General features: G+C 44.7%; 18 protein-coding genes and 1 riboswitch. Of the genes, 7 read left to right on the top strand and 11 right to left on the bottom strand.

Annotated features, from left to right (window positions below):
- Positions 1-176: 176 nt before the first annotated feature.
- The 5 genes from DYADSP32_RS25785 to thiM form a co-directional block, all read right to left on the bottom strand.
- Positions 177-2,492, bottom strand: coding sequence for a TonB-dependent receptor (locus DYADSP32_RS25785; protein ID WP_149240066.1), 2,316 nt, complete (start codon positions 2,490-2,492; stop codon positions 177-179).
- Between the two features lie 140 nt (positions 2,493-2,632).
- Positions 2,633-3,283: a TenA family protein gene (locus DYADSP32_RS25780; RefSeq protein ID WP_149240067.1), complete on the bottom strand. Its 651-nt coding sequence runs from the start codon at positions 3,281-3,283 to the stop codon at positions 2,633-2,635.
- Positions 3,280-4,107 (bottom strand): bifunctional hydroxymethylpyrimidine kinase/phosphomethylpyrimidine kinase, encoded by an 828-nt coding sequence (thiD, locus tag DYADSP32_RS25775; protein WP_414618064.1) that lies wholly within the window; start codon positions 4,105-4,107, stop codon positions 3,280-3,282. Before thiD ends, DYADSP32_RS25780 begins: the two co-directional genes overlap by 4 nt.
- Positions 4,104-4,745 (bottom strand): thiamine phosphate synthase, encoded by a 642-nt coding sequence (gene thiE, locus DYADSP32_RS25770; protein ID WP_149240068.1) that lies wholly within the window; start codon positions 4,743-4,745, stop codon positions 4,104-4,106. Before thiE ends, thiD begins: the two co-directional genes overlap by 4 nt.
- An 11-nt stretch (positions 4,746-4,756) precedes the next feature.
- A complete protein-coding gene (thiM, locus tag DYADSP32_RS25765) occupies positions 4,757-5,551 on the bottom strand; it encodes a hydroxyethylthiazole kinase (protein ID WP_149240069.1) in 795 nt (264 codons plus the stop codon).
- An 87-nt stretch (positions 5,552-5,638) separates the two neighbouring features.
- Positions 5,639-5,732, bottom strand: a riboswitch (TPP riboswitch).
- A gap of 53 nt (positions 5,733-5,785) precedes the next feature.
- On the opposite strand from thiM, the gene hxpB reads away from it, so the two are divergent.
- The gene (gene hxpB / locus DYADSP32_RS25760) at positions 5,786-6,460 is read left to right on the top strand and encodes a hexitol phosphatase HxpB (protein ID WP_149240070.1); all 675 of its coding nucleotides are present in this window, start codon (positions 5,786-5,788) and stop codon (positions 6,458-6,460) included.
- A gap of 11 nt (positions 6,461-6,471) precedes the next feature.
- On the top strand, positions 6,472-7,812 hold the full coding sequence (locus DYADSP32_RS25755) for an ATP-binding protein (RefSeq protein ID WP_149240071.1): 1,341 nt from the start codon (positions 6,472-6,474) through the stop codon (positions 7,810-7,812).
- Positions 7,813-7,824: 12 nt separating this feature from the next.
- On the opposite strand, the gene DYADSP32_RS25750 is transcribed toward DYADSP32_RS25755, so the two are convergent.
- Complete coding sequence (locus tag DYADSP32_RS25750) at positions 7,825-8,070, bottom strand: hypothetical protein (protein WP_414618063.1); 246 nt, start codon at positions 8,068-8,070, stop codon at positions 7,825-7,827.
- Positions 8,071-8,083: 13 nt separating this feature from the next.
- Positions 8,084-8,791, bottom strand: coding sequence for a DUF1800 family protein (locus DYADSP32_RS25745; protein ID WP_149240073.1), 708 nt, complete (start codon positions 8,789-8,791; stop codon positions 8,084-8,086).
- A gap of 175 nt (positions 8,792-8,966) precedes the next feature.
- Between DYADSP32_RS25745 and DYADSP32_RS25740 the strand changes: the two genes are divergently transcribed.
- Entirely contained in the window at positions 8,967-9,398 is a 432-nt protein-coding gene (locus DYADSP32_RS25740) for a hypothetical protein (protein WP_149240074.1), read from the top strand.
- A 28-nt stretch (positions 9,399-9,426) separates the two neighbouring features.
- On the opposite strand, the gene DYADSP32_RS25735 is transcribed toward DYADSP32_RS25740, so the two are convergent.
- On the bottom strand, positions 9,427-11,112 hold the full coding sequence (locus tag DYADSP32_RS25735; RefSeq protein ID WP_149240075.1) for an amino acid permease: 1,686 nt from the start codon (positions 11,110-11,112) through the stop codon (positions 9,427-9,429).
- Between the two features lie 261 nt (positions 11,113-11,373).
- Here DYADSP32_RS25735 and DYADSP32_RS25730 point away from each other — a divergent pair, with 261 nt between their 5' ends.
- The 4 genes from DYADSP32_RS25730 to DYADSP32_RS25715 all read left to right on the top strand — a co-directional run bounded on the left by DYADSP32_RS25730 (position 11,374) and on the right by DYADSP32_RS25715 (position 16,045).
- Complete coding sequence (locus DYADSP32_RS25730) at positions 11,374-12,159, top strand: phosphatidylinositol-specific phospholipase C/glycerophosphodiester phosphodiesterase family protein (protein WP_149240076.1); 786 nt, start codon at positions 11,374-11,376, stop codon at positions 12,157-12,159.
- A gap of 66 nt (positions 12,160-12,225) precedes the next feature.
- A complete protein-coding gene (gene eat, locus DYADSP32_RS25725; protein WP_149240077.1) occupies positions 12,226-13,530 on the top strand; it encodes an ethanolamine permease in 1,305 nt (434 codons plus the stop codon).
- Between the two features lie 321 nt (positions 13,531-13,851).
- Positions 13,852-14,583 (top strand): response regulator transcription factor, encoded by a 732-nt coding sequence (locus DYADSP32_RS25720; RefSeq protein WP_149240078.1) that lies wholly within the window; start codon positions 13,852-13,854, stop codon positions 14,581-14,583.
- 124 nt (positions 14,584-14,707) lie between these two features.
- The gene (locus tag DYADSP32_RS25715; protein ID WP_414618062.1) at positions 14,708-16,045 is read left to right on the top strand and encodes a T9SS type A sorting domain-containing protein; all 1,338 of its coding nucleotides are present in this window, start codon (positions 14,708-14,710) and stop codon (positions 16,043-16,045) included.
- 103 nt (positions 16,046-16,148) lie between these two features.
- Here DYADSP32_RS25715 and DYADSP32_RS25710 read toward each other — a convergent pair whose 3' ends face one another.
- The 3 genes from DYADSP32_RS25710 to DYADSP32_RS25700 all read right to left on the bottom strand — a co-directional run bounded on the left by DYADSP32_RS25710 (position 16,149) and on the right by DYADSP32_RS25700 (position 19,291).
- Positions 16,149-17,198 (bottom strand): IS110 family transposase, encoded by a 1,050-nt coding sequence (locus tag DYADSP32_RS25710; RefSeq protein ID WP_149240080.1) that lies wholly within the window; start codon positions 17,196-17,198, stop codon positions 16,149-16,151.
- A gap of 480 nt (positions 17,199-17,678) precedes the next feature.
- The gene (locus tag DYADSP32_RS25705) at positions 17,679-17,867 is read right to left on the bottom strand and encodes a hypothetical protein (RefSeq protein ID WP_149240081.1); all 189 of its coding nucleotides are present in this window, start codon (positions 17,865-17,867) and stop codon (positions 17,679-17,681) included.
- A 155-nt stretch (positions 17,868-18,022) separates the two neighbouring features.
- Complete coding sequence (locus DYADSP32_RS25700; protein ID WP_149240082.1) at positions 18,023-19,291, bottom strand: DUF1343 domain-containing protein; 1,269 nt, start codon at positions 19,289-19,291, stop codon at positions 18,023-18,025.
- Positions 19,292-19,309: the final 18 nt, after the last annotated feature.

Here is a 19,309-nt window from a genome sequence, read left to right as displayed (position 1 = left end):
GGTGCATTTAGCTTTTACAAAAAAAACCTGCCTGTGTACATCCGGGCAGGTTTTTGTGACTTTCAGTAAAGGCAATAATTGATCTGGTGTTTAACCCTTTCCCCTCAACCACTTTTCATACCCTTTTCAGCAAGGATTTTAACTACCCGAAATACGTTTCTGTACGCTCAGACCAATTAAAACTCCAACCGATAATTGAGAATGGGTATCAGGCCAGTCTGCTCAATCATGATCATTTTATCCAACTTCACGTTATAATATTTGTCGAAAGCGTTCAACCGATTGGTCACGTTCTGAATGTCCAGCGAAATGGTGGACGTGCTCCGCTTTCTGTTTTTTGTGTAGCTTACCCGGATATCTGTTCGAAAGTACCCCGGCAACTGCTCGGAGTAACTCCTTGACCAATCCCTGACGCCCTTGCCTGCTTCTTTCGATTTTTCAATATCGAACGGCGTAACACGGTTACCTCCGGATGCAAGCAACTTAATATTAGCCGCAAAAACATTGGCCTTTGATTTTCCCACCTTCCACTCTTTTCCTGCAAGGATATTCTGTACATAATTGCCATTGAAGCGGGTATTCCTCTCGATCCCGTCGCGTCCCGTATATTTTGACTGATACAGCGATGTGGTGCTCATGAAATAGATCCCGTTTGTGAGTGACTTCTCGATGGTAAGCTCTACACCATAGCTGCGCCCTTTGCCATCGCTAGTCAGCGAGTCGTTCACAAAACCCCCGATCTCGTTGAGCAACGACTTTCGCAATAAATAGGGAGACATATTATTCATGGGGCCAATCGGCACATGGTAATGATGCTGATAATAGGCTTCGGTATGAAAACGCCAACTGGTTACAGGCCTGTATGTATAACCCGCCACAATATGGGCTGACTTCATCAGTTTCAAGTTTTTATTTACAAGCCCGGTTTTTCCGTCACCGTCATTCACTTGGGCGAAGTAGGTTGAAACCGATTCGGTCTTACTATGCAGTCCCGACCCAAAACTCAGGGTATGACCAGGAACTATAGCCCAGGTAAGCCCCATTCTGGGTTCAACGGAACCTTGATTGTTTAATGCAAGTACCATGGCATGTACCCCGGCATTCAAAGTAACAGAAGGAGCGACCCGGTATTTCCATTGCCCATAGGCCTGAAAAACCTGCGTATTCCCCTTTTGATCAATAAACGACCGAAACGAACCATCCTGATTATCGCCTTGATAGAGATTAAAATCCAGATGGTTCACAACCAAGCCGGCCCGAAAAGTGTTTCGTGAGTTAAGCTTGTAATTGTACAGCATCGAAATACGAAGCGCCTGATTTACAAAGTTTTGTTTGGAGGTTGTGTTTGTTTCTGTATCAAATGAGTCGTCGGTCTGCCTTGTGGCTGAGTAAGAGACAATATTTTCGAGATAGGATTTGTGATTGATATAGCGCAGATAATTTACCCCCACCATACCTCTATCTGATTTGAACCTGGAACGGGAATCCCCTTTCTCCGCCGACGTGCTTAGCCCACCCATTCCCCATAGGGTTACCACCGCTTTTTCCGTATAAGGTATGTGAATCTTGAAAGCCGCATCCTGAAAGTCGGTTGTTGCGTCACCGGTAACATTGACACCCAATTTACCAAGAATGGAAAGTGTTGAATACCTGTAATTGGCCAGATAGGAAGCTCCGCCTTTTTCGCCGATTGGGCCTTCGGCTGCAAAATCCAGCCCTAAAACACCCGCCTGCATGGCATACTCGCGTTTTTCATTATTACCCTTGCGCAATTTGAGATCGAACACACCCGAACTGGCGTTTCCATATTCTGCCGGAAAGGCCCCGGTAAGAAAATCAGAATTCCCCAAAACATTGGCACTTAGCGCGCTGATTCCTCCTCCACTTGAACCTTCGTCTGCAAAATGATTGGGATTAGGGATTTCCACACCCTCCATTCGCCACAGCATCCCTTTAGGACTATTACCCCGAATCACAATCTGGTTACTGCCATCATCGTTGGTCGCCACACCGGCAAAGGACATCGCCATCCGCGCCGGATCGTTCACGGCGGCGGCAAACCGTTTGGTCTGATCCACGGTGAAAGAACGCCCACTCACCGTCACCATATCATTTATAGTAGCACCATTCTCCTTCTGCGCTTTAATCACTATTTCATCCAAAGCCTTGAACGACTCCGTAATTTGAACTGTGATGTCTACCTCCTTTCCCGAACCAACCGTAATTTCCTGCAGAAATGCATCTTCATAGCCTAAACTGGTAATTTTGAAAGCATGGCGCCCTACCGGTACTTTTTCGATCCTGAAATTTCCATCCGGATCTGAGACAGCCCCGGTGATGGGTTGGAGAGAAGTGATGACTACATTGGCCCCAATAATAGGCTGACGGGATTCTGTATCGACGACCTTTCCTTTGACGGTTCCAACGGGTTGCTGGGCTTGCGCCAGAGCTCCAATGGCTCCGGCGAGTAAACTCAAGAAGTATTTTTTCATGGCTGGTTGTTTTTCTGTGCGACAACTCAGCCATGCTTTACCCTAAATTTTTACAAAGAATTCAGCCCTCCAGTTATCTATAGGTTAAAATACCGCCATATCTTCGGATCCGGCAAGGTATCGGTGCTGATTGCATGCGATCAGACACCCCATTTTTCCAGACGGTAAGCACTGTCCCAAAAAATGTACTCAAGCCTGGAGGCAACTAAGTGAGCTTCTCTCATTTTATCACGAATCTGATCGGTCGTTTGCGCAGCCAGCTGATCGCAAATTTCGAGCATGCTTTCTACAGATTTTGCAAATTCCTCTCCTGCATAAGCATCTATCCAATTTTGATAAGGATTCGGTTTTTGTTGGTTTTCATAGATGTAGTCTCCGATCTTTTTATATATCCTGAAGCAGGGAAGTAGCGCAGCAACCGCCACTTCATGGCTTTCAAATGCACTTACAGATAACAGGTAATTCGTGTAGGCAAAACACCCCGGAGCCTTCCCGCCCGTTTGATTGATTTTCAATTCAGTGAAGTATCCGATGTGTAAGGCGCGCTCTACGAAAATCGCATTTTGTGCAAACTGAAGAAAATCCAAAAACGTCTGACTCGTTGTTGCTCTTAGGCCGGTAGCTGCAAGTGCTTTGGCGAAGTCTGCCAGGTATAGCGAGTCCTGGTAGATGTAGAACTTGAATTTTTCCACAGGCAGCGTTCCATTTTTCATTTCCACATTGAAGGGATGCGTGCGAATTTTATCGTAAACAGGCAACGCATCATGCCAAAGCTCATCCGTGAAGGTCATGATTTTGTTTTCATTTTAGTTGGTAAAAAAGCGTGATTGAGCGGGCCGGAACCATTCCCTGTCTTAAAAAAACGCCCCGCTTCAATGGCTCCTGAAACATAATTTTTCGCAAAATTTATAGATTGTACAAGTGAATTTCCCCGGGCCATGAAGGTCGCGATAGCAGCTGACAACGTGCAACCTGTTCCATGAACATTGAGGCTCTCAATATGTTTGGTTTCCATGATTAAAGTCTCTTCATGTTTGGTAGCTAAAACATCAAATATGACTGGGCCGGCCAAATGCCCCCCTTTTAGCAAAACGGCTCTACATCCTTTACGCACCATATCCTCAGCAGCCGTTTTCATTTCATCCACCGAACTGATCTTTCTTCCAACCAGAATCTCCGCTTCTTCCAAATTCGGGGTTACCAGATCCGCTTTGGGAAATAATTGTTTCCATAAGACCGCGATGGCTTCGTCCTCTATGAGCTTTGCTCCGCTTGTGGATACCATCACCGGGTCAAAGACGACAAACTCCGGTTTAAAACGGTCAAGTGCATCCGCAATCACCAAAGCCACCTCTGTTCGATTGATCATACCGATTTTTACGGCATCAATGATGATATCTTCAAATACGGCATCAAGCTGATCTTTGATAAAAACAGGTGGAACAGCGTGTATCGCCCTTACGCCAAGCGTATTCTGAGCCGTAAGAGCCGTGATGACCGATGATCCGTATGCCCCCAGTGCTGAAATCGTTTTGATGTCGGCCTGTATGCCTGCGCCTCCGCCACTGTCTGAACCGGCTATGGTGAGTACGGACGGGTATCTTTTTATATTCATTCCTGTGTATTTTTAAAAGTGAAGCTAATGGTGTTAAGCAATGATCTGGCTGCTTCCTGCGGTGAATCGGCACTGCATATGGCAGAGATTACCGCAATTCCATCCGCTCCATGCCGGATAGCATCGTGAACATTCTTTTCTCCTAATCCACCTATCACCACCACTTTATGACGGGTATTGCGGCGAATCCATGCCAATCCATCCATCCCCCAGGGTTCCATTGTATCCGTTTTGGAAGGAGTTGAAAACAAAGGGCTTGCAGCCAGGTAAGCAACATCCCAATTTTCGGCTTCTCTTACATCCTCCCTGGTCTCGGCAGACACACCGATAATTTTGTCCGGCCCAAGTATATCATACACCACTGGAAAGGACATGTCGCTTTGTCCAACATGCACGCCATCTGCATTGACAGCTAACGCCACATCCAGGCGATCGTTGATAATCAAGGGTACGTGGTACGGATCAAGCATGTCTTTCAACCTAGCGGCTCGCTCTACAAACGCACGGGTCCCCAGTGATTTCTCCCGAAGCTGTACCATGGTTACCCCTCCCTTCACGGCTTCTTCGACCACCCAAAACAAATCCCGGCCAAGACAAGCCGCCTCGTCTGTAACCAGGTATAGGCTGATATTTTCCATAGGAGAATGTGTTAGTATCTGACACGGGCCTTTTCTGCAAATTGAGCCGGTGTGAGCGCCGAAAGCGCATCCAAAAACGCGATTTGAAAAGAACCTGGCAGCTGCGCTGTTTCATAGGCGATTTCCCCACAGACTCCCATACACACCGCTGCCAGCACGGCTGCTTCAAAGGGTTCGGCATGAATGGCTGCGAAAGCACCGGCAATCGCGGATGCCGAGCAGCCCATGCCTGTTACCCGGGTCATCAGGGCCACTCCATTATCAACAAATACGACCTGCTCGCCTTGCACTATTACATCGGTTGCGCCACTAACACTGACCACCGAGCCGGTGGCTTTACTCAAGGCAATGGCTGCATCCACGCTTTCCGAAGAACTTACTGTACTATCTACACCTTTTGTGTGTCCGCTAAAACCAGCTATGGCCTGAACTTCGGAGGCATTTCCCCGGATAATTGTCGGAGATGCATTGCTTAGCAGCTGAGACAGCACCAGGTTCCTGTACGGCGTGGCGCCCGCTCCTACAGGATCCAAGATGATTGGCTTTTGTAACGCCAGGGTACGTGTCATCGCCAGTTCCATGCCCTGAACCCATTGCGCCGACAGGGTTCCAATGTTGATTACCAAAGCGCTTGATAGGGCTGCCATATCCTCGACCTCTTCCAAGGCATGCGCCATGACAGGCGATGCCCCTAAGGCCAGTAGCGCGTTTGCCGTAAAATTCATCACTACATAATTGGTAATATTATGCACCAAAGGGGTTTGGGTTCTTAATGAGGCCAAGCTTTCTTTAAAATTGATTTCCATGTCCGGTTTATTTAGTAAAAAACGAATGGACATTAGGGGAAGGCATTTGCCACACCAAACCGGGCGACATATAAAAGGCTGACCAGCAACCTCTTCTGTGCTTTTTCCTACGACAGTATAAACTGTGTCAGGTTCAAAGGGTATAAATCTCAGTCCGTTTTGGACACCCCTAAAGCCATTCTTAATGACGAATGTAGTAGTTTTGGTCTTAAATCAAAAAACTGAAAGAAGATAATGATTAAAGCGGCCATATTTGACATGGATGGGCTCCTGATCGATTCGGAACCGATCTGGACGGAAGCTGCCCGGGAAGTGATGCAAAAAGTAAATTTTGAGTTAACGAATGCACTCAAACTGCAAACGACCGGATTATCCATAAAACTATTTCTTGAAGTATGCTATAAAATACAACCCTGGAATGCGCCATCGGCCCGGGAGCTGGAACAGGAAATTCTTGCACTTGCCTCTAAAAATATACTGGCCCATGCAACACCCATGCCCGGTGCGCTTGAGCTGGTCAAAAAACTCAAAGATCAGGGATTGAAACTTGCCGTAGCCTCCGCGTCTCATATGGCGCTTATAGAAGGCGTTTTGGAACGGCTCAATGTTATTGACTATTTTGACACCTGGCATTCGGGTGAGCTCGAAGAATTCACTAAACCACACCCTGCGGTATACCTCACCACGGCCGGGAAATTGGGCGTAAAGCCTGAAGAGTGTATCGCTTTTGAAGATTCTTACGCGGGACTCCGATCTGCTCATTCCGCAGGCATGGTGACCATATCGGTACCAGCCATGGAAGTTTTTGAAGACTCTAAATTCGATCTGGCGCACTATAAGATCAGTTCTCTGGAAAAGTACATTTTCGAAGAAATGTGTAAAATGCAGCAATCAGCCGTTGATATCTAGCCCAAACTCTGATGATCGGATTACGTCATTTCAGTATCATGATTGCCATACGGATCGTCCTGATCCTGGTCAGTATGATTACCCTCTTGTGGCTGGCCTCGTTGCAAACCAACGTGGGCCTGATATACTTCCTTGGCGGCATCCTGATCTTTATTCAGGCATCTTTGCTATATCAATATGTGACCAATGTAAACCGTAAACTCACCTACTTCCTGGAGTCGGTCCGTTATTCAGATTTTACCATCAACTTCCGTTCGGATAATAAGATGGGAAATACCTTTCGAGAACTGAACCAACAATTCAATGAGGTGTTGCATGCTTTCAGACAGGCTAGGGCAGAAAAGGAAGCGAATTTACAGTACCTCAACACGATTGTTCAGCACATTGGTACTGGACTCATTACTTTTGACAGTACCGGACAGGTTAACATCATCAATAATGCGGCGCTGCGCATGCTTGGGATTTACAGACTACATCAGCTCAGCGAGTTACAGGACAAACACCCGCGTCTTTTCGAACTGCTATCCAATCTGAACAGCGGTGTAAGAGAACTTTACAGAACTCCCTCCGATCAGCCCCTGGCGCTACAGGGGGCTGCCATCCAGTTGAGGGGTATGTGGGTGCGTATTGTGGTTTTACAGAATATCCAAACAGAGCTTCAGCAACAGGAGGTAGAATCATGGCAAAACCTGACCCGCGTATTACGACACGAGATCATGAACTCCATGACCCCGATTGTCTCTCTTGTAGGAACCATGCGGTTGATCGTGAATGAGGATGTCGAAAAATCAACAACCGACCAGGAAGCAGTGAAAGATTTGAAAGAAGCATTGCATACCCTCGAAAAACGCAGTAAGGGCATGATGCAATTCGTAAACGCATACCGCGATTTCACCACATTGCCAAAGCCTGTTTTCGCAAACCTTCATGTAAAAGAAGTACTTCAGGATGTACTTCAGTTGCTCCAGACCGACCTGACCAGCAATGGTGTTCTTTGGGAACTTTCGGTAAAGCCGGAGACGCTAATTGCCAAAGCGGATTCGAGTCAAATCCAGCAGGTCCTGATCAACATCCTAAAAAATGCATCAGAAGCCTTCTCGGTGCAAAACAACCGACTAATCAAACTTACGGCCTATAACAATGACAATCTGGTCATGATTGACATTGAAGATAACGGTGACGGGATAGAGCCGGAAGCACTGGACAATATATTTATTCCGTTTTACACCACTAAAAAAACGGGTTCAGGTATTGGACTGAGCCTTTCCCGACAAATTCTTCAACAACACGGTGGACAACTAAATGTATCCTCTCAGGTGGGAAAAGGTACCGTTTTCACACTAGTACTCTGAAAAAGATTTTGCCTAAATCAAACCTGCCAAGCCTGTAAAAGCCCTACCCAGAATCTGCCTTTCGTCCACGCCCAGCCAGTCGCGAAGCAGTGAGGCGTAAACATCCCGGAAATCTATCTCGTAACGGATATCTCCCCCGTCCAGATCCGTCAGGGAGGGAGCCTCATTATAAATAACAGAACTTCGTGCAGGCCCACCGATCAGAAACAGATTATTTGCGGTTCCATGATCGGTACCGTTACTTCCGTTTTGCTTCACTCTCCTACCAAACTCACTGAAAGTCAACACCATCGTCCGATCCAAGTGCCCTTTTCGCCCAGGAACTGCTTCGCTCCGTAATCGTGGTTCGCTCTTTGAATTGAAACTCTCCTTTGTAATTGAACGCCCAGCCTGTAAATGCTCTTGCTCCTTCCTTCACATCCTGCTCTGAGTAATTACCTCTTCCAATTGTAAATAACTCCATCACCTCGCGGGCGAAGTTTTCATTGGGGCAGTTCTTTCTGTTTTGCTGATTATTTAAAAACTGAAGCATCGCGGGTTCCTTTGAGACAGCGATGAGCATTTCTCCGAAATTTCCCAGTGCATGTTTGCGAATCGTATTAATGTAACTTTCAGCGAAAGAGGGCACCACGGTTCGACAAGCAAAATGTCCATGCCAAAAAAGCGCAATGCGCTCACGAAGTGCCGCTTCGCCACTCGTCATCAGGCCAATCCAGCGCACATTGAGATCTCGGAGGGATTTTCGTTCTCTTAACTTCATCAGCCTTTTTGACGACTCCGTATCCTCCTTATTCATGGCGTCATTGTTTGGTTGCAATTCTTCCTCGAAGGATGAGAGACGAATGGGTTCAAAGTCGTCACTGTCCCTGAATAACTTGTCAATAGCGCCACCGAGCGCCATATTTTGCGGCGGAAAGAAGTCCATGGCAGCCCTGCGGTATAAGTGCAACTGTCGCCTGTTGTTTTTGAAGTCCTCCATACCGATCCATTTTTTGTTCTTGGACGTATTTATATGTTGAAAAGTTTAACACAGCATTTGAAGTATCTGAACATTCCTATATGAAATAACCAAATTTGCCAACAAAGGCTATCCTTTTGACTCCCATTACAACCATTCAGTCATTTTTCCCATCCTACACAAAAAGCTAAAAACGATGAAAAAGTTGTGCTTCCTTATGCTGTTAACCGCTGGCTTGTTTGCTTGCCGATCAACTTCGGTAGAAAAGAAAAGCGATGAGATCAAATACAAGGAGACCGTTATCATCAACGAGGTCCCGAGAACTACCATTCAATTTTTTGATGTGTCGGACAGCCGGTGTCCTGAGGGAGGGGAGTGCATATGGGCAGGCAACGCAACCATCGATCTGGCGCTATCCGGTGTAACGACCGAGGGCGGACTAACCAGCCATGTAAAAATGTGCCTGGGAGCCTGCGATAAAAAGTTCAAAATTGCCGATACGCTCGATTACGAATTTACCGGCCAGCAATACCGCTTCATTTTAACCGCAGTGAACCCTTATCCCCTATCAGAAAGTAGCAACGAAAAGGAAGATTATGCCATTGTGCTGCAAATAGAGAAAAAATAAGATTAAAAATGACGACTTGAATTTAATCTCAGCCTGCCAACTTGCTTTTTCGGTAACCATAACTGAAATAGATCACCAGACCAATAACCAGCCAGATCACAAAAATACCCCAGTTGGATGCCCCCAGCTCCGTCATCAGGTACAGGTTGGTTAATACACCCATCACAGGAAGGATCGAAAAGTTATACTTAAAGCTCATTACAGATAGGGTCAGCCAGGTAAACCAGAAGATTATTGTGAGTAATTTATGTTCCAGAATTTCATAAAATGTCAGGGCGCGCCATTCTGCGGTAACCGAATCTCCGTACATGGTGAGGCCAATAACCGCTGCGATAAATCCTGCTCCTACCAGAAACTTACCGTTGACATAGGGTACTCTGAATTTGGAGCGCTCTGAAATACCAGTGTGATCCAGATAAAGCACTCCTCCACAAACCAGTATAAAGGCAAAAAAAGTACCTACACTGGTGAGATCGACAAAAAAATCCATCTTAAAAAACAAGGCAGGTATACCCACAACCAATCCGGTTATAATGGTAGCAAATGAGGGTGTTTTGTATTTAGGGTGAATGGTTGCAAACTTCTTCCAAAGAAGACCATCCCGGCTCATTGTCATCCAGATACGGGGCTGCCCGAGTTGATAAACCAGCAAAGCACTCGTGATGGCGATAACAGAACTGACAGAAATTAGTCCGGCCATAAAGTCAAGCCCAACACTTTCAAATACAAAAGCCAGAGGATCATTCACATTGAGCTCCTTGTAATTCACCATGCCGGTGAGTACAAGGGTAATGAGCACATAAAGCACCGTACAGATCAGCAAACAATAAATCATGGCTTTGGGCATGTCCCGCTGCGGATCCTTACATTCTTCTGCGGTTGTGGAAATAGAATCAAAACCTATAAATGCAAAAAATACCGCGGCCACACCACTGAGTACCCCTTTTACACCGTTGGGCGCAAAGGGTGTCCAGTTTTCAGGCTTCACATAAAAGGCCCCGGCAAAAATTACCAGAAGCACCACCCCCACTTTGAGTATGACCATGAGGTTACTCGCTGTCCGGGATTCACGTATGCCAATGTATACCAATGCCGTAACCAAAGCAGTAATGATCCCTGCCGGTAAATCCAGAATAATTGGAATATCCCCAAACCGAGGCGCGGCCTGATAGGCGGCAGCTGCATATTGTTCGGTCGTAGTCAATGAGGTCAATCCCGACTTTTGCAATTTCTCAAATGCCTCTGCAGCGGAGCCCGGATCAATGGTGAGAAACCCCGGTATGGTGATACCAAAACCTCGAAGCATATTGACAAAGTACTTGGACCACGAAATGGCGACCACCATATTGGACACCGCATATTCAAGAATAAGTGCCCATCCAATAATCCAGGCAAACAGCTCACCAAACGCAACATAAGCATACGTATAGGCGCTGCCTGAAACGGGAACCGTACTGGCAAACTGCGCATAGGACAATGCAGTAAACACGCACGCTATGGCGGTAAAAACAAATAATAAAGAAACAGCTGGCCCTCCATTAAAGCTTGCCAGGCCGATGGTACTAAATATTCCGGCGCCCACAATTGCCGCAATCCCCAAAGAAACCAGGTCCCTAACGCCCAGAATTTTATGTAACCCATCACTCCCGGATTGGGCATCACTCATAATTTGATCAACGGTCTTTTTCCGGAATAGAGAAGTGTTTTTTTCCATGTAAGGATGCTTTTTGGTGCGCAATTTGGCAGCGAAAATAAGGATATTCTTCAATGATTGAGGTAGCGGATATGAATTTGTTTGAACAACAGAACATCGCCCATATTAAATTTACAGATCGACCATCTGAGTTATACTTTATTTCGAATTTCACCTCCCAACCAGTTTTACATGACGCCCAGGCCTTTATCCGTTTTCTTAATCGTAATTATCCTTTATATTTACAAAAAACCTAATCCACACAATTCAATCAAGCCGTCGATGAGAATTTATCTTCTGATAATCACGATAATTCTTGCCTTTACCAGAAACAATTTCGCCCAAACAATTCCGTCATATACTACTGCCCAGGCTCATTCACACAACGACTACGAGCAAAAAAGGCCATTTATGGAAGCATACCAGCAACAATTCGGATCCATTGAAGTAGATCTGTTTCTGGTTAACGACTCTTTGTATGCGGCTCATCACGCCAGAGACATCCAGGCTGAGCGTACCTTTCGCTCACTTTATCTTCAACCGATACTACAGCAAATACAAAAGAATGAAGGAAGCATATATGCACAAAAAGACATTCAACTGCAGCTACTGATCGATCTTAAAACGCCTTCCGAAGAAACCCTGAGTGCATTGGTAAAAATTTTGGATCCCTACAAAAGACTTCTGGCCCCTTTGGGGACCGTCAAAATTGTCGTGAGTGGCAATACACCTGCTCCTGAGCTTTATGAAAAGTATCCCGATTACATCTACATCGACGGAAGGCCTGATGTGATTTATAGTTCGGCCCAGCTGGAAAGGGTTGGTCTGATCAGTCAGTCATTTCAAAAATACACCCGATGGAATGGGGAAGGGGAACTACCCAAACGAGACAGAAAGATCCTTGCCAGGGTGGTACAGGACATTCATAAACGAGGCAAAAAAGTGCGATTTTGGGGTACACCAGACAACATCCATACCTGGAAAACCATGATGGCATTACAGGTGGACTACCTCAATACCGATCACGTAGTTCAGATGGGGGATTACCTCAGAACCGCACCCCGATAATGTCCATGCTTTAAGCAACAAATATATTATAACACTCCTTATTCTATTTACTATAACCTATCCTTCATGTCATCTGAGCATACCGCTGAACTTAAAAAAGTATTAAAACCAATTCACTTATGGGCCATCGCTGTGGGCCTGGTCATTTCCGGAGAATATTTTGGCTGGAACTATGGATGGGGCGTATCAGGCACCATCGGCTTCCTGATCGCCACGCTTGCCGTTACAATCATGTACGTAACCTTTATATTCAGTTTTACCGAACTGACCACCTCCATACCCCAGGCCGGAGGCCCTTTTTCATATTCTCACCGTGCCTTTGGCTGGTGGGGAGGCCTCATCGCGGGCTATGCCACTTTAGTGGAGTTCCTTATTACGCCGCCGGCCATTGCCTTTGCGTTAGGCAGTTACTCACACTTTCTCTACCCGTCGCTCCCGGTACTACATGTTGCCTTTGCATGTTATGTTATTTTCATTGGAATTAACCTGCTGGGCATAAAAGAGTCGGCTACTTTTTCTCTTGTGGTGACACTGCTTGCGGTCGTAGAACTCCTTGTTTACATTGGTATAGTCGCCCCTCATTTTTCTTACGAAACCTTCGTTACGGATCCCATGCCATTCGGCTGGCAAGGAGTATTTGCCGCCCTGCCCTTTGCAATCTGGTTTTATCTTGCTATTGAGGGAGTAGCTATGGTGGCGGAAGAGGTCGAAAATCCAAAAAAAACGATTTCGCTGGGATACATCTATGGCATTCTTACCCTGGTAGTCCTTGCCTTGTCGGTGATGATTTTTACCGGTGGGATTACCCACTGGAAAACGCTGAGCACCATTGATTACCCGCTACCCGCTGCGTTGGGCATCGTACTGGGTCGGGATAATACTTGGACCCACTTCTTCGCCAGCCTTGGACTTTTTGGATTAATAGCATCTTTTCACGGCACCATCATTGGCTACTCCAGGCAGATCTTTGCACTGGCTCGAAGCGGATACTTACCCTCTTTCCTTGGAACCGTAAACGCACGTTTTCAAACACCCCACTGGGCGTTGTTTGCGGGAGGACTTATCGGGTGCCTGGCACTAAGCTTAGGAACCACAGATCAGGTGATCATCCTTGCAGCCTTGGGAGCTGTGGTCATGTACATGATCAGCATGGTTGCTTTATTTGCCCTGCGTAAAAAAGAACCCAATCTTGAAAGACCGTTTTCTGTGCCCTTCTATCCTATTTTCCCTGCCGTTGCACTACTATTGTCCACTATTTGTCTTGCCGCTATAGTCTACTACAACCAGGTACTGAGTGCGTGGTTCTTTGCCGGATTGATCGTGATTGTTGTGATTTTTGTAGCCTCAGGTAAACATAAAACACTGAATTGACCACAATTGAATGGATAATAACTGGACTATTTTGACTCATTCCCCCTGGATAGTATTTATTTGATCAGTCGTTTTACAACAAAGCCTGAATTTCACATTAGTTAAAAAAATATTAATTACATTTGAACAACAATCCAGGACGAATTTTTAAATTTTAGGGGCAAAACCTTTACAAAATTGTGTAAAGGTTTTATTGACAGCGAATATTCACAATATTATTTTTCACTCATTTCAATCTAAAATAGACCTCTTCACAGAGTTTAATTCCCCCGGGATTTTTCCAATATCAATAAATTCTATGCTTCTGATTCCCTCCATGTCATGAACATTCTGATCGTAGAAGACGAACATATTGTTGCGATTCATTTACAAAAGGTGCTCAGGGAGTTTGGGTACGAGGCTGACCACGTCGTGACCAATTATGCGGATTCGGTAACGATTCTGCAGACGAACGTTTTCCATCTTGTGATTCTTGACATCAATTTAAAAGGGCACCAGACAGGAATAGATGTAGCGGAATATATTTGCGGAAATCTCAAAATCCCATTTATATTTTTGACAAGTCACCAGGAACTTGCCATTGTGAATGCGGCGCTCAAAACGTCCCCAAATGCCTTTTTACCCAAGCCATTTGACAAAGTGACTATTTACTCCGCTTTGAAACTGGCCTTCAAAAGCTTCAGGGAGGACTCACGCGAATATCAGGAAACCTCCGAAGACACCGAGAGCACGGTGATTAAAGATGCTCTTTTTATAAAGGAGAAACATTTGTTCATTAAGATTCTTCTTGCGGATATCCTTTATATCCGGAGTGATGATAATTACCTGGAGTTACACACCACCCAGAAGAAATACATCATTCGGGAAACGCTTAAAAATATCTTGGGACAATTGCCCCCGAACTCATTTTTCAGAGTACATAAATCGTTCATTATAAACCTGAACGCCATTACCGCAATCAACTACGTGCACGTAATGATAGATAAAATCGAAATCCCGATTACCGCGGATAACAGAGCTGAGCTGCTTAGTAAAATCCGGACATTTTCGTGATCCGTTAACATTTTTCACCCCAGCCAGCGGATAGTTATCCCCGCAACTTTTAGGGTACACCCCATACATTTGAGTGACAGGAAGAGACGTTTTACCTTCGTTTCAAATCCTTATCTCAATGGTTATGAAAACAAGAAAATCCTACCTCCTCTCACTCCTATTTACCGTATCCGTCTTCACAGATTATTCCTCTTTCGCTCAGTGCAGCAGTCCGCCACTCGCCGAAAATACCAGTTATAACGGCACGGTGTCGGGTAATGCCAACCTTAATAATGGTGATGTAAAGTTGGCTGACGGCGACCTGTCCAGCGCCAATGTAAATGGTGGCGTACTCATTATTTCGGGACCTATCACGGTGAATAACCTGAATATGAACTCGGGAACCATCCTGATCACAAGCTCGGGAGTAGCATCGTTGCCGGGTTTCAATTTTAACGGGAACGTGACAATTATCAATTATGGCTCGCTCACTTTCCGGGGCACTGTCATTATGCAAAACCAGAATAATCATATTTACAACGCAACGGCAACCTCGGAAATAACTTTTGGCAGCAGCGACCTGAATTTTAGTAGTAGCACGTCATACCTTGTCAACAACGGCACCATTACGCTTGGCAAGCTTTTACTGAATACTAACAACGGTGGCGTTTGCATGGGCAATGGTTCCAAGTTGAAAATCCAGAGTCTGATCAACAATCGCGATTATTCGATCACTGTACCTACGGGAACCGCCTGCCTGAGCTACTCGGATGATGCTCAAATGAATAACAAGTTGACCAACACCGCTAACTTAAGCATTTGCCCGGGTAGCAATTCCTATATTTCATCCGCTCCTCCAAGTGGTGGGTATGGTGATGCAACCGTGATGCCGGTTGGCTGTGAAGAATGCGCCAAACCCGAAATTATTGGCCCACTACCCGTGAACCTGTCTGCCTTCTGGGCAACTGGCTCGGTTGAAGGGGTTGTATTGAAATGGAGAACATCATTAGAAACAAACAATGATTTCTTTGTAGTTGAAAGAAGCAGCAATGGTAAACTCTTCACCGCTGTGAGTGGCATGATCAGTGGCCAAAAGAATTCTTCTCAAATGACGGATTACACCTGGACGGATACCCAACCACTCGCAAACCGCAATTATTACCGATTGCGGCAGGTAGACCTGGATGGTACGGTAAACAATTCGAGGATCATCACACACCTAGTGGCCGGACAAAAAGATCTCATATCAATATATCCTAATCCTGTTGCAGATTATTTCACAGTCAACATTAAAAATGCCGACTCACGGGCGTATATTCAGGTCAACGTAATGGATCAGGCCGGAAAAATTTTCCAGACTACAACGGTGAAGGGTGACAACAACGAGGTGATAACATCTCTAAGCAGTTTGAATGCCGGCCTGTATATTGTGAAGGTGCGTTACAATGGGGAAAATTCAGTCTTTAAGATAATTAAAAAATAAGGTTCTATATGATTTATAGATTCTGTGTTGCTAACCTATAAAAACTTTAATTTTTTATACCTTTGTTTTTGAAGGTGGCCTAGAGCCAGCCAGTATAGCATGTTTATGCCTTTGTCGGTGACATGCTATTTTTTTGTTCTGCCTTTTTGCTTTCATAGGATTTGTCGTAGCTTGTTTTTGTCTTAAATAGCGTGTAAGCGAGTTCCAATAATTTCCTCTGGACAGCTACCAAGGCCTTCATCTTTAGGCCTTGTTTACTTACGATCCTCACGTACATATTTTTAAAGTTTTCATCCCATTTTACTGCGCTCATTGATGGTAAATACATCGCTTTCCTGAGACTCCGGTTCCCTTTTTTCGAAATCCTCGGCTTGCCTTTCACTGAAGTACCCGATTGCTTTTCTTTCACATCAAAGCCCGCATAACTCGTGAGCTGTTTCTTATTTCGTATCAATTCAAAACCATTCGTTTCGCCCAGAATAATAGCAGCTGTCAATTCTCCTACCCCTGGGATACTACTGATAATCTCTACTTCTTTTTTGAGCTCAGCATCCCGTTTAACAACCTGATCTATATCTTCTTTGATTTCCCTTTCCTGACTACTTAGAAACTTAATTCGTTCCTTCAAACGCTCTAAGCTCCGATCATTCGGTTCTGCTTCCTGACTTTCGGCATGCAGCTGATTTTTTACCATTGATCGCTCTAAAACCACCTGATCACGCTCTCTGGTAAGTTGCTGAAGGCTTTTATACGTTTTTTTAGGACGTTTCCAGTTATCTAGCTTTCGCTCTAACCCAAACCTGGCGATGGCCTCAGAACAGCTTTTATCAGTAATGGTTTTAACCTCCAAAGTCCTGATGTAATTGCTGATTTTGTTCGGCAAAACAATACTTAAACTGTATCCATGACCATCCAAAAAATAAGCAAACTTCTGGTGGTAAACACCTGTAGCTTCCATTACAAATCGAACTTCTGTGTCCGGATCCATCAGCTTTTTAGTCCATGTCAGCAAGGATAAAAAACCCTTTTCGCTATTTGCGAAAACTTTATAAGCATACAATTCGATACTTAAATCTGCCAGCAAGCGACCTAATGTGACCACTAATTCTTTCCGGGCAACATCTACTCCTAATACTTGTTTTAAAACGCTCATCAGTCTAATGTTAATGGTTAACATAAAGTGATGAATCTCCCGCAGTCTTGTCTCCTGGTTGGATATTCTGGATATTGAGCAATACTCAATTCCTTACATTCTGTTCAGACTCGAAAAGATAAAAAAAGGATGAGGCATTTTCTACAAAACAATATACTTCGTGAGTTATTGAGTGGGTAATCTGCTCTCATCCTCTTGTCACTTTATCTTACAAATCTAACTCATACACTTCCGATTGAATTAACTTTGTAAACATAGGAGTGGGTAAGATAAAAACTAGATTTATCGCATTTTGATAGATTTTACTTTTTTGTCTTGACCGCACAAAAAATTAACCGTGCGGCCGGTACGCCGGAGCGGGACCGCTTCTCTAATGTCATTAAGTTAAGGATTTAGAAGACCTCAAAGAGGTCAAATGTTTATAGATAGATAAGGTTTTTGACTGTTCGACCCCGTTAGGGTCGTATAATTAAACAATTCTTATATGCTATAAACATTAGAATCCTTCGGATTCTTGCTTGCCTTAATGACATTGACCGCTCCTCCTTCGTCGTCAAACAGTTTTTTGGCAGGCGCCGTTGCGATCTTTACGGCCCAGGACAAGCCAATTTCCTGATTTTCGTAAGGCCGATCTTCAAAAAATACATCATCTAAAAAACCATCACCCACTATGATCCATTTAGAGCCAAAAATAAATTTCTATTCCAATATCAGTTCACTGTTTTTTTATTTGACGTTACGTAAAACTGAAAACCTACCCTTCGCGCCAGGGTAGGTTTTCTATTGTAAATGACTAAAATTCAGCGTCGACCTCCCCATCCATGTTATGGATAAATAAGGTATTTCTTTCTCATGGTTTTATAATCCGAAAGTCCGGGCTCCCAGCTCTTGCGAATGTCAGCTTCGGAAGCGCCGGCAATAATCTGCTCCCTAAGAGATTCATTGCCTGACAGTTTGTCGAAATCCCCCATTTGCTTACTCTGGCTTCGGTCAAAAAAATTGTCCTTTTGAGGATACGCCTTATAAAGATCAATCAACCAGCCCAAATTGATTTTCCGTGATTTACGCAGTATTTTGATATCATATTTGCGCAGATCCAGCCCATAACATTCCTGATCCTGGTGCAACGGTGTTTCACTCATGCCTTTTATACCCTTAGGCTTAAAAGAAAAAGTAAATTTCCCTTTTAACAACGGTGCTCCAAGAACCGTAAAAGGCATGTAAGTACCTCTACCCTGGCTGATAATTGTTCCTTCAAACATACAGATATGCGGGTAAAGCATGATCGATTGCTGGGTATTCAGATTAGGAGACGGTAAAACAGGCAGTACGTAAGGCGAATCATGTGTGTATTTTTCTACTTTAATGATCTTAAGTTTACAGATAAGTTTATTTGGTAGCCATTTTTCTCCGTTGATCATTTGTGCAAATTCAGCGACGGTCATTCCATGTGCAATGGGTATTTTATACATCCCAATTCCCGAATGCAGGTGATCTTCAAGCATGGGACCATCAACCAGAAAGCCATTTGGGTTTGGCCGGTCCAGGATGAGCAGCTCCTTGTTATTTTCCGCACACGCCTCCATGACATGACCAAGGGTATTGATGTAGGTGTAAAAGCGGGCTCCCACATCCTGTATGTCGAATATAACCAGATCAATATCGGCAAGTTGCTCCGCACTTGGTTTCTTTTGTTTGCCATAAAGTGAAATGGCCGGTATCCCAGTCTTCTCATCCACGCTGTCATTAACTTTATCACCATTACTGGCCGTTCCGCGAAAGCCATGTTCGGGCCCGAATATTCTTTTGATATTAACTCCTAAACTCACCAAACTATCCACAATAGCCGTTTTACCGATTATCGAAGTTTGATTTACTACAATTGCTATCCTTTTTCCCTTGAGGTAAGTCAGATATTCCGAAGTTCGGTCAGCGCCTGTTTTCAACACCTTCTCCTCTGGCTTCTTTTCGGTCGTAGTATTGGTAGAGTCAGGCACTTCAGATGATGGACTTTTGCCCGCGGACGAATTAGCACAATTGCTATTCAGATAACCCAGTAGAAACAAACTCAGAGACAATAAGTATTTTTTCATATTTATCACAAATTTTCA

Origin of the sequence: Dyadobacter sp. 32, from assembly GCF_902506755.1 — a bacterium.
Classification (GTDB): Bacteria; Bacteroidota; Bacteroidia; order Cytophagales; family Spirosomataceae; genus Dyadobacter.
The sequence above is the reverse complement of the archived record's forward strand: the minus strand, read 5'-3'. Positions and strand labels throughout refer to the sequence as shown.

Coding starts and splice junctions, on each gene's coding strand:
- DYADSP32_RS25700 (WP_149240082.1), bottom strand. CDS start 19,291: ATGAAAAAATACTTATTGTCTCTGAGTTTGTTTCTACTGGGTTATCTG.
- thiE (WP_149240068.1), bottom strand. CDS start 4,745: ATGGAAAATATCAGCCTATACCTGGTTACAGACGAGGCGGCTTGTCTT.
- DYADSP32_RS25730 (WP_149240076.1), top strand. CDS start 11,374: ATGAGAATTTATCTTCTGATAATCACGATAATTCTTGCCTTTACCAGA.
- DYADSP32_RS25710 (WP_149240080.1), bottom strand. CDS start 17,198: ATGAGCGTTTTAAAACAAGTATTAGGAGTAGATGTTGCCCGGAAAGAA.
- DYADSP32_RS25780 (WP_149240067.1), bottom strand. CDS start 3,283: ATGACCTTCACGGATGAGCTTTGGCATGATGCGTTGCCTGTTTACGAT.
- thiD (WP_414618064.1), bottom strand. CDS start 4,107: ATGAATATAAAAAGATACCCGTCCGTACTCACCATAGCCGGTTCAGAC.
- eat (WP_149240077.1), top strand. CDS start 12,226: ATGTCATCTGAGCATACCGCTGAACTTAAAAAAGTATTAAAACCAATT.
- DYADSP32_RS25755 (WP_149240071.1), top strand. CDS start 6,472: ATGATCGGATTACGTCATTTCAGTATCATGATTGCCATACGGATCGTC.
- DYADSP32_RS25785 (WP_149240066.1), bottom strand. CDS start 2,492: ATGAAAAAATACTTCTTGAGTTTACTCGCCGGAGCCATTGGAGCTCTG.
- hxpB (WP_149240070.1), top strand. CDS start 5,786: ATGATTAAAGCGGCCATATTTGACATGGATGGGCTCCTGATCGATTCG.
- DYADSP32_RS25715 (WP_414618062.1), top strand. CDS start 14,708: ATGAAAACAAGAAAATCCTACCTCCTCTCACTCCTATTTACCGTATCC.
- thiM (WP_149240069.1), bottom strand. CDS start 5,551: ATGGAAATCAATTTTAAAGAAAGCTTGGCCTCATTAAGAACCCAAACC.
- DYADSP32_RS25720 (WP_149240078.1), top strand. CDS start 13,852: ATGAACATTCTGATCGTAGAAGACGAACATATTGTTGCGATTCATTTA.
- DYADSP32_RS25745 (WP_149240073.1), bottom strand. CDS start 8,791: ATGGAGGACTTCAAAAACAACAGGCGACAGTTGCACTTATACCGCAGG.
- DYADSP32_RS25735 (WP_149240075.1), bottom strand. CDS start 11,112: ATGGAAAAAAACACTTCTCTATTCCGGAAAAAGACCGTTGATCAAATT.
- DYADSP32_RS25740 (WP_149240074.1), top strand. CDS start 8,967: ATGAAAAAGTTGTGCTTCCTTATGCTGTTAACCGCTGGCTTGTTTGCT.